The 12650-nt window shown below is 65.0% G+C and carries 14 protein-coding genes, 2 tRNA genes and 1 pseudogene; 9 read left to right on the top strand and 8 right to left on the bottom strand.

Features of this window, described 5'->3' with window-relative positions; all coding sequences use genetic code 11:
- The first annotated feature begins 1 nt into the window (after position 1).
- Both ACGFK1_RS25295 and ACGFK1_RS25290 read left to right on the top strand, forming a co-directional pair.
- Positions 2–904, top strand: coding sequence for a sugar phosphate isomerase/epimerase family protein (locus ACGFK1_RS25295; RefSeq protein ID WP_393435898.1), 903 nt, complete (start codon positions 2–4; stop codon positions 902–904).
- Positions 905–918: 14 nt separating this feature from the next.
- Positions 919–1914, top strand: a complete 996-nt coding sequence (locus ACGFK1_RS25290; protein ID WP_393435895.1) for a Gfo/Idh/MocA family protein — start codon at positions 919–921, stop codon at positions 1912–1914.
- 13 nt (positions 1915–1927) lie between these two features.
- Here ACGFK1_RS25290 and ACGFK1_RS25285 read toward each other — a convergent pair whose 3' ends face one another.
- Positions 1928–2308 carry a VOC family protein gene (locus ACGFK1_RS25285; protein WP_393435892.1) on the bottom strand — a complete coding sequence of 127 codons (381 nt, stop codon included), beginning with the start codon at positions 2306–2308 and terminating at the stop codon, positions 1928–1930.
- 107 nt (positions 2309–2415) lie between these two features.
- Between ACGFK1_RS25285 and ACGFK1_RS25280 the strand changes: the two genes are divergently transcribed.
- The 3 genes from ACGFK1_RS25280 to ACGFK1_RS25270 all read left to right on the top strand — a co-directional run bounded on the left by ACGFK1_RS25280 (position 2416) and on the right by ACGFK1_RS25270 (position 4756).
- Positions 2416–3516, top strand: a complete 1101-nt coding sequence (locus ACGFK1_RS25280) for a Gfo/Idh/MocA family protein (protein ID WP_393435890.1) — start codon at positions 2416–2418, stop codon at positions 3514–3516.
- A 44-nt stretch (positions 3517–3560) separates the two neighbouring features.
- On the top strand, positions 3561–4385 hold the full coding sequence (gene fdhD, locus ACGFK1_RS25275) for a formate dehydrogenase accessory sulfurtransferase FdhD (RefSeq protein ID WP_393435887.1): 825 nt from the start codon (positions 3561–3563) through the stop codon (positions 4383–4385).
- Positions 4386–4621: 236 nt separating this feature from the next.
- Positions 4622–4756 carry a hypothetical protein gene (locus ACGFK1_RS25270; protein WP_393435884.1) on the top strand — a complete coding sequence of 45 codons (135 nt, stop codon included), beginning with the start codon at positions 4622–4624 and terminating at the stop codon, positions 4754–4756.
- Between the two features lie 17 nt (positions 4757–4773).
- On the opposite strand, the gene clpX is transcribed toward ACGFK1_RS25270, so the two are convergent.
- Complete coding sequence (clpX, locus tag ACGFK1_RS25265) at positions 4774–6054, bottom strand: ATP-dependent Clp protease ATP-binding subunit ClpX (RefSeq protein WP_393435881.1); 1281 nt, start codon at positions 6052–6054, stop codon at positions 4774–4776.
- Between the two features lie 260 nt (positions 6055–6314).
- Between clpX and mmuM the strand changes: the two genes are divergently transcribed.
- Positions 6315–7193 carry a homocysteine S-methyltransferase gene (gene mmuM / locus ACGFK1_RS25260; protein ID WP_393435878.1) on the top strand — a complete coding sequence of 293 codons (879 nt, stop codon included), beginning with the start codon at positions 6315–6317 and terminating at the stop codon, positions 7191–7193.
- A gap of 54 nt (positions 7194–7247) precedes the next feature.
- Here mmuM and clpP2 read toward each other — a convergent pair whose 3' ends face one another.
- From clpP2 to ACGFK1_RS25240, 4 genes are all read right to left on the bottom strand, one after another.
- A complete protein-coding gene (gene clpP2 / locus ACGFK1_RS25255) occupies positions 7248–7895 on the bottom strand; it encodes an ATP-dependent CLP protease proteolytic subunit ClpP2 (protein ID WP_393435875.1) in 648 nt (215 codons plus the stop codon).
- Positions 7892–8476: an ATP-dependent Clp protease proteolytic subunit gene (locus ACGFK1_RS25250; protein WP_200828136.1), complete on the bottom strand. Its 585-nt coding sequence runs from the start codon at positions 8474–8476 to the stop codon at positions 7892–7894. The genes clpP2 and ACGFK1_RS25250 overlap by 4 nt, the downstream gene beginning before the upstream one ends.
- Positions 8477–8586: 110 nt before the next feature.
- Entirely contained in the window at positions 8587–9981 is a 1395-nt protein-coding gene (tig, locus tag ACGFK1_RS25245) for a trigger factor (RefSeq protein WP_393435872.1), read from the bottom strand.
- Between the two features lie 40 nt (positions 9982–10021).
- Positions 10022–10095, bottom strand: a tRNA-Pro gene (locus ACGFK1_RS25240).
- A gap of 156 nt (positions 10096–10251) precedes the next feature.
- Between ACGFK1_RS25240 and ACGFK1_RS25235 the strand changes: the two genes are divergently transcribed.
- Positions 10252–10325: transfer RNA gene (locus ACGFK1_RS25235), tRNA-Gly, on the top strand.
- Positions 10326–10535: 210 nt separating this feature from the next.
- On the opposite strand, the gene ACGFK1_RS25230 is transcribed toward ACGFK1_RS25235, so the two are convergent.
- Complete coding sequence (locus ACGFK1_RS25230) at positions 10536–10775, bottom strand: hypothetical protein (RefSeq protein WP_393435869.1); 240 nt, start codon at positions 10773–10775, stop codon at positions 10536–10538.
- Positions 10776–11054: 279 nt separating this feature from the next.
- Here ACGFK1_RS25230 and ACGFK1_RS25225 point away from each other — a divergent pair.
- Positions 11055–11524 (top strand): annotated as a pseudogene (locus ACGFK1_RS25225) (YkgB family protein).
- 10 nt (positions 11525–11534) lie between these two features.
- Here the strand turns inward: ACGFK1_RS25225 and ACGFK1_RS25220 are convergent.
- Positions 11535–12143, bottom strand: a complete 609-nt coding sequence (locus ACGFK1_RS25220) for a CGNR zinc finger domain-containing protein (protein ID WP_393435867.1) — start codon at positions 12141–12143, stop codon at positions 11535–11537.
- A 201-nt stretch (positions 12144–12344) separates the two neighbouring features.
- On the opposite strand from ACGFK1_RS25220, the gene ACGFK1_RS25215 reads away from it, so the two are divergent.
- Positions 12345–12509, top strand: coding sequence for a hypothetical protein (locus ACGFK1_RS25215; protein WP_393435864.1), 165 nt, complete (start codon positions 12345–12347; stop codon positions 12507–12509).
- Positions 12510–12650 lie beyond the last annotated feature (141 nt).

The following is a 12650-nucleotide window of genomic DNA, read 5'->3' as shown; positions in this document are numbered from 1 at the left end:
TGTGAGCGCGATTCTCGTGGGTTCGGCGCCCGATTCGTGGGGCGTGTGGTTCCCCGACGACCCGAACCAGACGCCGTACAGCCGCTTCCTCGACGAGGTGGCGGACTCCGGTTATCGATGGATCGAGTTGGGGCCGTACGGTTATCTGCCGACCGACCCGCAGAAGCTCTCGGACGAACTCGCGTCGCGCAACCTGAACCTCTCCGCAGGAACGGTTTTCGAGCACCTGCACCGGGACGATTCGTGGGCGGCGGTATGGCAGCAGATCGAGGACGTCGCGAAGCTCACGGCCGCGGTCGGCGGCAAGCACGTCGTCGTGATTCCCGAGATGTGGCGGGATCCGGCCACCGGCGAGGTGCTCGAGGACCGCAGTCTGACCGCCGAGCAGTGGAAGAAGAAGACCGGCGGCATGAACGAGCTCGGCAAGGCGATGTTCGAGAAGTACGGCGTGCGAGCCCAGTATCACCCGCACGCCGACAGCCACGTCGACACTGAGCAGAACGTCTACCGCTTCCTCGACGGCACGGATTCCGAGTTCGTCAACCTTTGCCTGGACACCGGACACATCAGCTATTGCGGCGGCGACAACCTCGCGATCATCAACCGCGCACCCGAACGCATCGGCTACCTGCATCTGAAGCAGGTCGATCCGGAGGTGCGCGCCAAGGTGGAGGCGGAGGATCTGCCGTTCGGTGAGGCGGTCAGGCTCGGCGCCATGACCGAACCGCCGCGGGGCATCCCGGAGATGCCGCCACTGCTCGCGGCCATCGACAAGCTCGGCATCGACGTGTTCGCGATCGTCGAACAGGACATGTATCCGTGCGATCCGGATCAGCCGCTGCCTATCGCGCAGCGCACCCGCCGCTACCTTGGGTCCTGCGGCATCCCCTCGGTCACGTTCTAGGAGTTCCAAACACCGTGTCAGATCTGCGTATCGCCGCGCTCGGCGTCGGCGTGATGGGTGCCGACCATGTCGCCCGCATCACCGGCCGCATCAGCGGCGCGCGCCTCGCCGTCGTCAATGACTACGTTCCGGAGAAAGCGGCCGAAATTGCAGCGGCCGTCCGTGGGTCGCGCGTTGCGGCCGATCCTTTCGATGCGATCGCGGCCGACGATGTCGATGCGGTGCTGCTCGCGACGCCTGGGCCGACGCACGAAAAGCAACTGCTGGCCTGCCTGGAACAAGGCAAGCCGGTGCTGTGCGAGAAACCGTTGACCACGGAGTCGGCGTCCTCCCTCGAGGTGGTGCGCACAGAAGCCGAACTGGCAAGGCCGCTGATCCAAGTCGGCTTCATGCGCCGCTTCGATCCGGAGTACCAGCAACTGAAGGCACTGATCGACGGCGGAGAACTGGGCAGGCCGTTGGTCATGCACTGTGTGCACCGCAACCTCGCCGTGCCGCCGACTTTCACCTCGACGATGGTCGTCAGGGACTCGTTGGTGCACGAGGTCGACGTGACGCGGTTCCTGTTCGGCGAGGAGATCGCCTCGGTGCAGATCATTCGGCCGGCCGCGAGTCCCGCCGCGCCCGAAGGCCTGCAGGATCCGCAGATCGCGATCTTCCGGACCGCGAGCGGCCGTCACGTCGATGTCGAACTGTTCGTCACCACAGGCGTCGGCTACGAGGTGCGCACCGAGGTGGTCGGTGACCGGGGAAGCGCCACAATCGGTGTGGACGTCGGGCTGGTGCGCAAATCCAGGCCCGGCATGTGGGGCGGCCGCATCGCACCGGGTTTCCGCGAGAGGTTCGGGACCGCGTATGACATCGAGGTTCAGCGATGGGTGGACGCCGTCAGGTCCGGGGTCAACGTTGACGGTCCGACCGCATGGGACGGCTACGCCGCTGCGGCGGTGTGCGAAGCGGGGGTGCGGTCGCTGGAGACCGGCGAGCGCGTCGACGTGGAGATGGCGTAGGGCCGGTGCTGATTCAGTCGGGGCGCACAACGCTGAGACAAAACGGGTGACCAGCGGGATCGAGCAGCACACGCCAGCGGTCGGGTGCGGGCTGGCGCGCAGCCTCGACAGCGCCGAGTGCGATCGCTGCCGGCACCGCCGAGTCCAGGTCGTCGACGGCGACGTCGATGTGCATCTGTTGGTGTTGTGGGCCTTCCGGCCACGACGGCGCCGTATAGGAGTCGACGCGCATCAACGTCACCATCGGACCCGCGCCTGCCAGGCAGACGACTCCGCGGTCCGGCGTCGCGAACGCTTCCTGCAACCCCAGCAATGCACGGTAAAAGGGCGCCAGCGCGTCGGGATCGAGGCAATCGATCGAGATGGATGCGAGAGATCCGACGCGGTTGACCATGCGATCAGGGTAGTCAGCGCACCTTCGGCTTCCGCGAGCGTGCGCCGTCTGCACGCGAATCGCGGCGTGTCGGCGTGCAGACACGCACGCTCGCGGAAGATGGGGGGATGATGCGACTCGTTGCAGGGATGGTCGGCGGCGGACCCGGCGCGATGATTGGCGCTGCCCACCGCCACGCGATGTGGCTGGACAACCAATACGATGTTGCCGCAGGGATTTTCGGAAGGAACCCGGCCGCGTCGAATGAGTTTGCCGAAACCCTAGGCGTCGAACGTGTTTACGACGACTACCGAGAGATGGCCAGACACGAAGCCGACCGCCTCGACGTCGTCGCCGTCGTCACGCCGAACGACAGCCATTTCGACATCGCCACCGCATTCCTCGAGGCGGGTATCGCGGTGGTGTGCGAAAAGCCGCTGACCAACGACTCGGGCACTTCCGAAAGACTCGTCGCGACAGCCGCCGCCAATGACGTGATTCTTGCTGTCCCGCATATCTATTCGGCCTATCCGATGGTCCGGCAGGCGGCCAGGATGGTGCGCAACGGTGACCTTGGCAGGATTCGGTTCGTCGCCGCGGAGCACGCGTCGGGTTGGGCGGCGGCCGACGTCGACCAGTGGCGGATGGACCCGGCACGGGGCGGTGTCGCGACCGCTGTGGCAGACGTCGGCACCCATGCGTTCCATCTGCTGCGCTATATCACCGGCCTCGAAGCCGTCCGTATCTCAGCCGAACTCAGCACACTCGTCCCCGGTCGTGCCGTGTTCGACAACGCGACTGTGCGCCTGACCCTGTCCAACGGCGCGCCCGCGACCGTGTGGGCGACGATGGCCGCGACTGGCCATGAGCACGGGCTGCGCATCCGCGTGTTCGGCGACAAGGCCAGCCTCGAATGGCGCCATGAGGATCCCCAGCACCTGACGGTGCGCGACTCCGAAGGCGGGGCAACGATTCTCGCGCACGGTATGAGCACGCTTTCCGACGACGCGGCCCGCCTCACCCGAGTCGGACTGGGCCATCCGGAAGGCTTCCTCGAGGCGTTCGCGAACTTCTATCTGGACCTGGCGGATTTGTTGCGCGGGCGACCTGCCCGCGAATTGTCCATCCCTACCGGTATTGACGGCTTGATCGGCGTCCGCTTCGTCGAGGCCACCCTCGCGTCGAACGCCGCCGACGCCGCCTGGGTGGACTTCGGGGTAGGTCAATAGGAGCCCGGGCGATTCGAACGCCGCACTCGTCCTAGGCTGGAGGCATGGGCAGAGTCACCGCGCGCAGGCGCGTCCAGCACGTGACCGCCGACGACACGGTGGCGCGGCCGGAGACACTGGTCGTCGAGGAGCCACTGGAGATCAGGGTCAACGGCACCGCGGTCACCGTTACCATGCGCACGCCGGGCTCCGATGTCGAACTGGCGCAAGGGTTTCTGCTCACCGAGGGGGTGATCGCCCGCCGCGACGACGTGCTCACCGTGCGGTACTGCAAGGGCGCCACCGACTACGGTGTCAACACCTACAACGTGCTCGACGTCACGCTCGCGCCGGGTGTCCAGATGCCCGACGTGGATGTCACCCGCAACTTCTACACCACCTCCTCGTGCGGGGTGTGCGGAAAGGCGTCACTGGACGCGGTGCGGCTGATCAGCAGGCACTGCCCCGGTGACGACCCGTCGACGGTGACCGCCGAAACCCTGTCGGCCATGCCCAGCAAGCTGCGCGCGGCGCAGAAGGTGTTCGCCAGCACCGGTGGCCTGCACGGCGCCGCGTTGTTCGGCACCGACGGCACCACACTGGTCGTCCGCGAAGACATCGGCCGCCACAACGCCGTCGACAAGGTGATCGGCTGGGCGTTGGAAGCCGACCGCATTCCGCTGGCCGGCACGGTGCTGCTGGTCAGCGGGCGGGCGTCATTCGAGCTCACCCAGAAGGCGGTGATGGCCGGGATCCCGATGCTGGCCGCGGTGTCGGCACCGTCATCGTTGGCGGTCGACCTCGCCAGCCAGTCCGGGCTCACGCTGGTCGCGTTTCTGCGGGGCGAGTCGATGAACGTCTACACCCGCCCGGACCGCATCAGGCGTTAGTTCGGGCCCCTGACCGCGATCTCCACCTGATCTCCACACCACCTCCAAGCTGCGCCGCCCGAAGTCGGCGAGCATTGAGCAATGCCCCTCGCTCTCGCCCGTCGGTCACATCGCTCCGCCGACCCGTTCGGCAGAGCACAAGTTGAACTTGTCGTGCCCGACGACCGTCGTGAGAACAGAAAGTCGCGTAGTCGGCTACTCGTGCTTATCGCAAACGGACGGAGAAGGCTCGAATCATGGTTACCGAACTGCAATTCGTCGCGGTGGGGGTCTTCTTGATGTGGGGCCTGGCGGCGTCGTTGTGCGGGCTACTCAAGCCCGACGCCGACGACACGCAGTTGGTGCAGCGGGACAGCAGCGCCGAGAGTTAGGCGGGATTTGATCGTCGTCAGGCGGACTTGTCGCGACGCTCTGCACGCGACGGCTTGCGCGGCACGATCGTCGGAAGCACGTTGTCCTGCACGGTTTCCTTGGTGACGACCACCTTGGCGACGTCGTCACGGCTCGGGATGTCGTACATCACCGGCAGCAGGACCTCTTCCATGATCGCGCGCAGGCCGCGGGCGCCGGTGCCGCGGTGGATGGCCTGATCGGCGATCGCGTCCAGCGCGTCGTCAGTGAACTCCAGCTCGACGCCGTCCATCTCGAACAGCCGAACGTACTGCTTGACCAACGCGTTCTTCGGCTCGGACAGGATCTTGACCAACGACTCCTTGTCGAGGTTGGTCACCGACGCCACCACCGGCAACCGGCCGATGAACTCGGGGATCAGTCCGAACTTGATCAGGTCCTCCGGCATCACTTCGGCGAAGTGGTCCTGGGTGTCGATCTCGGCCTTGGAATGCACCTCGGCGCCGAAGCCCAGTCCGCGCTTGCCGACGCGGTCGGAGACGATCTTCTCCAAACCGGCGAACGCACCCGCGACGATGAACAACACGTTGGTGGTGTCGATCTGGATGAACTCCTGATGCGGATGCTTGCGACCGCCCTGCGGAGGCACCGAGGCCTGCGTGCCCTCGAGGATCTTCAGCAGCGCCTGCTGCACGCCCTCACCGGAAACATCACGGGTGATCGACGGGTTCTCGCTCTTGCGGGCGATCTTGTCGACCTCGTCGATGTAGATGATGCCCGTCTCGGCGCGCTTGACGTCGTAGTCGGCGGCCTGAATCAGCTTGAGCAGAATGTTTTCGACGTCCTCGCCGACATAGCCCGCCTCGGTCAGCGCGGTGGCGTCGGCGATGGCGAACGGGACGTTGAGCATCTTGGCCAGCGTCTGCGCCAGGTAGGTCTTGCCGCAGCCGGTGGGTCCGAGCATCAGGATGTTCGACTTGGCCAGCTCGACAGGCTCGGCGCGTGAGTCGCGCATCTTCTCCTGCGCCTGCACGCGCTTGTAGTGGTTGTAGACGGCCACGGCCAGCGTGCGCTTGGCGGTGTCCTGGCCGATCACGTAGCCCTCGAGGAATTCCCGGATTTCCGCCGGTTTCGGCAGCTCATCGAGCTTGACGTCGTCGGCGTCCGCCAGTTCCTCTTCGATGATCTCGTTGCACAGGTCTATGCATTCATCGCAGATATAGACGCCCGGGCCCGCAATGAGCTTCTTCACCTGCTTTTGGCTCTTGCCGCAGAACGAGCACTTCAGCAGGTCACCGCCGTCTCCAATGCGCGCCATGGTGGTGGGGTCCTACTTTCCTCGCGGTCGGTAATAACGCTTTTTACGAGCCACCGTCGGGTGTTGGTCCCGACGCTACCCGTATGTTCCGGCGCGGTGCGACCGATAAAGCCGAATCGCGTCGTTGGTATTTATCTGTGTTCGCAGAACATATCGCTTGTCACACCCCGCAACCCCCTGGAACCCGCCACCGTGTCCCTGGCGTGTCGCCGCCGTTATGAGACCGAGAGGCCCCAGGTAGGTGGCCGTAGAGTTGCGATGTGGTGTTCGCTGTGCCCCACGATACCGTGCTGGTTGCCGACGGCGGGCTCGCAACCGAACTGGAGGCCCGCGGCCACGACCTGTCCGATGACCTGTGGTCGGCTCGCTTGCTGATCGATGCGCCTGCTGAAATTGTGGCCGTGCACTGCGCGTTCTTCCGCGCCGGCGCCTCGATCGCGACGACGGCGAGCTATCAGGCGTCCTTCGACGGGTTCGCTGAACGCGGAATCCCGCGAGCCGAGGCCGCCGGGCTGATGCGGCGCAGTGTCGAGTTGGCCAAGGCGGCCAAGGAGGAGGTCGGCCATGGGTGGGTTGCCGCGTCGGTCGGGCCGTACGGCGCCGCGCTGGCAGGCGGCCAGGAGTACGTCGGCCGCTACGGGTTGTCCGTCGCGGAGTTGAGGAACTGGCACCGGCCGCGACTGGAGGTGCTTGCCGAGGCGGGCCCCGACGTGTTGGCGCTCGAGACGATGCCCGATGTCGACGAGGCCGAGGCGTTGGTCGGCGTGGTCGGTGACGTCGGCGTGCCCGCCTGGCTGTCGTACACGATCGCTGGCACCACGACGCGCGCGGGACAGCCACTCGCCGACGCGTTCGCGGTGGCCGCTGACGTGCCGGAAATCGTTGGGGTAGGCGTGAATTGCTGTGCGCCCGACCATGTGCTCGGCGCCGTCGAGATCGCCCGCGAGGTGACGGGCAAGCCCGTCATCGTCTACCCCAACAGCGGCGAATCGTGGGACGGCGAGCGGCGCACTTGGGTCGGCCAGAGTCGATGGAGCGTTGACCTGGCGCCGCGGTGGGCCGCCGCTGGGGCACGCGTCATCGGCGGGTGTTGCCGGGTGCGGCCCGACGACATCGCCGCACTAGCGCGCCGAGTGTGAACCCACTGCGGTAATTCGGCCGAAAAGTCGCAGTGAGTTCACACTCGACGAGAGCTAGGCGGTCTGGGCCGACAGCTTGCGGTACTCCAGAACCGTGTCGATGATCCCGTAGTCCTTGGCCTCTTCGGCCGTCAGGATCTTGTCGCGGTCGGTGTCCTTGCGGATGACCTCTGCGTCCTTGCCGGTGTGGCGGGCCAGCGTGGCCTCCATCAGCGTGCGCATCCGCTCGATCTCCTTGGCCTGGATCTCGAGGTCGGAGAACTGGCCCTGGATCACGCCGGACAGCGCGGGCTGGTGGATCAGCACGCGCGCGTTGGGCAGCGCGAGCCGCTTACCCGGCGTGCCGGCGGCCAGCAGCACCGCGGCTGCCGACGCGGCCTGCCCGAGGCACACGGTCTGGATGTCGGCGCGCACGTACTGCATGGTGTCGTAGATCGCCATGAGCGAGGTGAACGAGCCGCCGGGCGAGTTGATGTACATCGTGATGTCCCGGTCGGGATCCAGGGACTCCAGCACCAACAGCTGCGCCATGATGTCGTTGGCCGAAGCGTCGTCGACCTGCACGCCGAGGAAGATGATGCGTTCCTCGAAGAGCTTGTTGTACGGGTTCGACTCCTTGACGCCGAAGCTGGAGTGCTCGATGAACGACGGCAGGATGTAGCGGGCCTGCGGTTGCAGCCGAGGATCGGTGTGGTCGGTCATGGCTTGACTCCGTTGACGTTGGCGTTGGTGATGATGTGGTCGACGAAGCCGTATTCCAGGGCTTCCTGCGCGGTGAACCAGCGGTCGCGGTCGGAGTCGGCCTCGATGCGCTCGATCGGCTGCCCGGTGAACTCGGCGTTCAGCCGGAACATCTCCTTCTTGATGACCGCGAACTGCTCGGCCTGGATCGCGATGTCGGCGGCGCCGCCGGTGATACCGCCGAGCGGCTGGTGCATCAGGATCCGTGCGTGCGGCAGCGCGTAACGCTTGCCCTTGGTGCCTGCGGCGAGCAGGAACTCACCCATCGATGCGGCCATGCCCATGGCGTACGTCGCGACATCGCACGGCGCCAGCACCATGGTGTCGTAGATCGCCATACCAGCGCTGATCGAGCCGCCCGGCGAGTTGATGTAGAGGTGGATGTCCTTTGTCGGATCCTCGGCGGCGAGCAGGAGGATCTGCGCGCACAACCGGTTGGCGATGTCGTCGTCGACCTGTGAACCGAGGAAGATGATGCGCTCGGACAGCAACCGCTCGTATACCGAGTCGACAAGGTTGAGCCCTGCCCCGGCGCCACGCATGTCAGTCACGACTGGATACCTGCTTTCTGTTCACGTCCTAGTTCATTTGACACTAACCAACTGGCGCCGCCGAACACTCCCCAGACGACGCCCGTTCGCTCACAGCGTCACTAGGCGTCGGCGGGTTCCTCGTCGGAGGCGGTCTCCTCGGCCGCCTCATCAGCAGCCTGCTCGGCCTGCTCGCCCGACGGCCCGAAGAACTCCGTGGTGTCGATAACGTTGCCGTCGGTGTCGGTGACGGTGCCGTTGTGCACGACGGCCGCGACGGTCAGGCCGCGCCGCACGTCCGCGAACATCGCGGGCAGCTGGTTGTTCTGCTGCAGATACTGCAGCAGCTGCTGCGGTTCGAGCCCGTACTGACGCGACATCAGCACCAGCCGCTCGGTCAGGTCGTTTTGACCCACCTGGATGTCGAGCTTGTCCGCGACGGCGTCCATCAGCAGCTGCGTCTTGACGGCCTTCTCGGCGTTGGTGCGGTTGTCGGTGTCGAACTCCTCGCGGGTGCTGCCCTGCGCCTCGAGCGCCTCTTCGAACTTCTTCTCGTCGTGGTCGAGACCGTGGATCGCGTTGTGCAGTGTGTCGTCGATCTGGGCCTGCACGATCTTCTCGGGCAGTGGGATCTCGGTCTGCTCGAGTAGCGCCTCGATCGCCTTGTCGCGGATCTGCTCGGCCTGCTGGACGCGCTTGACCCGTTGCACCTGCTCGACGAGGCTGCTCTTCAGCTCCTCGATGGTGTCGAATTCGCTTGCCAATTGCGCGAATTCGTCGTCGGGCTCGGGCAGCTCGCGTTCCTTGACCGACTTGACGGTGACGGTGACCTGCGCCTCCTTGCCTGCGTGGTCACCGGCGGCGAGGGTGGTGGTGAAGACGCGGGTCTCGCCCTCCTTGAGCCCGATGATCGCGTCGTCGAGACCCTCGATCAGCTGGCCGGAGCCGACCTCGTGCGAAAGCCCTTCGGTCTTGGCCTCTGGCACGTCCTCGCCGTCGACAGTGGCGGACAGGTCGATCGAGACGAAGTCGCCGTTCTCGGCGGCGCGCTCGACGCCCTTGAGGGTGCCGAAGCGGGCGCGCAGATTCTGAAGCTCGGCGTCGACCTCCTCGTCGGTCACCTCGATGGGGTCGACGGTGATCTTCAGCCCCTCCAGGTCGGGCAGCTCGATCTCCGGGCGGACGTCGACCTCGGCGGTGAAGGTCAGGTCCTGGCCGTACTCCTTGTTGGTGATGTCGATCTCGGGCTGGCCGAGCGGTTGCACCTCAGAGGTCGTCACTGCCTCGGAGTAGCGGGCGGGCACGGCGTCGCCGATGACCTGGTCGAACATCGCCTGCTTGTCGACGCGGGCCTCGAGCAGTTTCACCGGGACCTTGCCGGGCCGGAAGCCCGGCATGCGGACCTGCTTGGCCATCTGCTGGAACGCGGTGTCGATGTCCGGCTGCAATTCAGTGAAGGGCACCTCCACGTTGATGCGAACCCGGGTCGGGCTCAACTTCTCGACGGTGCTCTTCACGCTCATGCTCCTTGTTGTCTGTAGTGGTATGCGTCTGGAGTCGGGGTGACAGGATTTGAACCTGCGGCCTTCCGCTCCCAAAGCGGATGCGCTACCAAGCTGCGCTACACCCCGGTCGTACTGCTCCTCGCGCTAGCGCTCGTCGCGGCACCTGTTGTGGTCAGCCTGAAACGCAGACCTGACCACGCGAGATACTACGGGCTGGACACGCGAACCATTTAATTGGATTTGATTCGGGCGGCGCTAGTACAGTCTGCTGGTGCTGCACATGCGGGCGTAGCTCAATGGTAGAGCCCTAGTCTTCCAAACTAGCTACGCGGGTTCGATTCCCGTCGCCCGCTCCACCAGGTCAGAGCGTGTTTTGCTGCGAGGACCGATTCCCGCAAGGCGCCCGCGACCTTTGCAACCTGCAGTTATGTTGCCCGGAATCAGCGACACATCGGCTAGCTTCGTGCCTCCAGAACACAGAAGCCCCCCTCTTCGGAGGGGACTCTCTGCGTTTCCGAGCGAATCGCCCGGGTGAAAGTGAACGTCGGGTGAAGTGATCTCACCCATCAGCTGGCCAAGCTGGTGTATGTCCGGTGGCTCGCCGACCCCTCCCCCGGAGGCGGGCTACTGGACTTCCAGAAGTCCCGAGCACCACCGGCCAGCTCAGACATCTGCTTCGTGATCTCCTCGTCACGGGCCTGAGATGCCATCTGGTACTTCATCGCCATGCGCGGTGTCGTCTCTCCGAAACGCACCATCAGCACCTTGGCAGTCGCACCCGGCTGGGCGGCATAGGTCGCGCCCACGGCGCGTAGGTCGCGTAGCCCACGAACCGAGCCGGCACACGGTTGATCGGCCCGCCCGAAACTCGAAAAACAGGCCGCGGCAACGCGATACGCAGACTTCGCCACTGACCAACCACCGAAGCTTTTGGCGCCGCGGCGAGGCGAGGGACATGCGACGTGTCGGCTTGACCTGCACCCCCCTTCGGCCTACTCTCCTAATGGTTAATAAAGAAGTAACCATTAGACAGGGTGTCAGAGGACGAAATGACGACGTTTTCGAACCGATCGATCAATGACCGCATGCTTCACCTGCCGACCATCGATGCCATCGCCGGTGTCCTCGGGCGCTACGGGCTCGTCATCGTCATCGGATGGATCGGAGCACTGAAGTTCGCGAACTTCGAGGCACACCAGATTCAGCCGCTGGTAGCGCACAGTCCGTTCATGGGCTGGCTGTACGACTTCCTGCCCGTGTACACCTTCTCGGCGCTGTTGGGTGTCTTTGAAGTCGCCGCTGCGGTTCTGCTTGCCGTCAAACCGCTGGCTCCGCGCCTTTCGATCGTCGGCAGTCTGATGTCCATCGTGTTGTTCGTGTTCACGGTCAGCTTCCTGTTCAGCACACCAGGCGTCGGCGAACCCGCCGGTGGTGGTTTCCCGGCGATTTCGCTGACCGGCGAGTTTCTGCTCAAAGACATTCCGCTGCTGGGCCTTCGTTCTGGACGCTGGCGGATTCGATCCGCGCTGCGCAGCGGCGGCTGGCGACGATTTGACGGGAACCCGTCAGCCGCGTTGACGTTGCGCGTGCCGGGCCACCCGGGCGCGGTTGCCGCACAGGGCCGAGCACCACTCCCGACGAAAGTGATCCTTGACGAAGTAGTACGCGCAACCCGGCGCCGTGCACGGCCGAAGCTGGCGCCACTGAGGGCTGGTGACAAAGTCGATCGTCTGCCGCGCGATCAGGGTGATCAGCGCGTCGGCATAGGACTTCCCAGCCCAGAGTTGACGACGTGTCACTCCGCGATCATCGGGCCGAAGTTCCGGCCATACCGACGTCGCCGTGGCCGCAGCGTTGACGATCGACATCGCCGTAGACACATCGGGTACGGGAGACTGCCCCACGGTTCGCGGATCGGTGGTGTGCTCGGCCGCCAGTCTGCGAACCGCGTCGCGCAGGCGGACCAGGCGCTCGACGGCGTCCCCGGCGACCTCCTCCGCGTCATGGCTCGCGGGAGTCAATTCGGACTGTTCACCGACGGCCCTCACCCACGCATTCGCATAGGTCTCGTCGGCAATCGCGTCGTGAACGCCGGTCCGATCGATCCAGACCGTGTTGGCGAGTGCGAGCGGAGCGGGCTCAGACAGCCGAGGCGGAGGTGGCGCCGGCGTCACAGGCTTTCCCCTCCTCCCTCTGAGGCTGACCAGTTGAACCCACTCTAATGGTTATGGAAAGTGCCTTCCATTAGCGAGCAGCACCGAGGGCCCGGTCCGCCCGACGTGATGCAGCCCACCGGTCTGGTATGGGAATTAATGGCAAGACAACCTTGTTGCCATTAGTGGTCGCATCGAGACCACAGGACCAAGGAGAGCCACATGAAGAAGTTCGGAATCGCCTCGCTGATCGCGGGCGCGCTGACCGCCGGCATTGTGGGCCTGGCGGGCCCCGCTCAGGCCGACATCGGCCACCACGTGTGGGTCAACGACATCACCCAACCCCATGTCTATGTCCCCCACGTGGACACCTCAGTTCATCACTGAGACTCAGCGACAACGCAAGATCGGGCAGCTGCGGCTGCCCGATCTTTTTATTGCCGGGGGTGAAGCGATTCGAAAACCGCAATTCTTACGCGGCAGTCAATTAATCGTGGGATAGTTGCCACCGCAAACATTGATTCGAAT

This window comes from Mycobacterium sp. NPDC048908 (genome assembly GCF_043197955.1).
Classification (GTDB): Bacteria; Actinomycetota; Actinomycetes; order Mycobacteriales; family Mycobacteriaceae; genus Mycobacterium.
Note: the sequence above shows the minus strand (reverse complement) of the source record. Positions and strands in the feature narration are given on the sequence as shown.

Coding starts and splice junctions, on each gene's coding strand:
- ACGFK1_RS25285 (WP_393435892.1), bottom strand. CDS start 2,308: ATGGTCAACCGCGTCGGATCTCTCGCATCCATCTCGATCGATTGCCTC.
- ACGFK1_RS25280 (WP_393435890.1), top strand. CDS start 2,416: ATGATGCGACTCGTTGCAGGGATGGTCGGCGGCGGACCCGGCGCGATG.
- fdhD (WP_393435887.1), top strand. CDS start 3,561: ATGGGCAGAGTCACCGCGCGCAGGCGCGTCCAGCACGTGACCGCCGAC.
- ACGFK1_RS25270 (WP_393435884.1), top strand. CDS start 4,622: ATGGTTACCGAACTGCAATTCGTCGCGGTGGGGGTCTTCTTGATGTGG.
- clpX (WP_393435881.1), bottom strand. CDS start 6,054: ATGGCGCGCATTGGAGACGGCGGTGACCTGCTGAAGTGCTCGTTCTGC.
- clpP2 (WP_393435875.1), bottom strand. CDS start 7,895: ATGACCGACCACACCGATCCTCGGCTGCAACCGCAGGCCCGCTACATC.
- ACGFK1_RS25250 (WP_200828136.1), bottom strand. CDS start 8,476: ATGCGTGGCGCCGGGGCAGGGCTCAACCTTGTCGACTCGGTATACGAG.
- ACGFK1_RS25215 (WP_393435864.1), top strand. CDS start 12,345: ATGAAGAAGTTCGGAATCGCCTCGCTGATCGCGGGCGCGCTGACCGCC.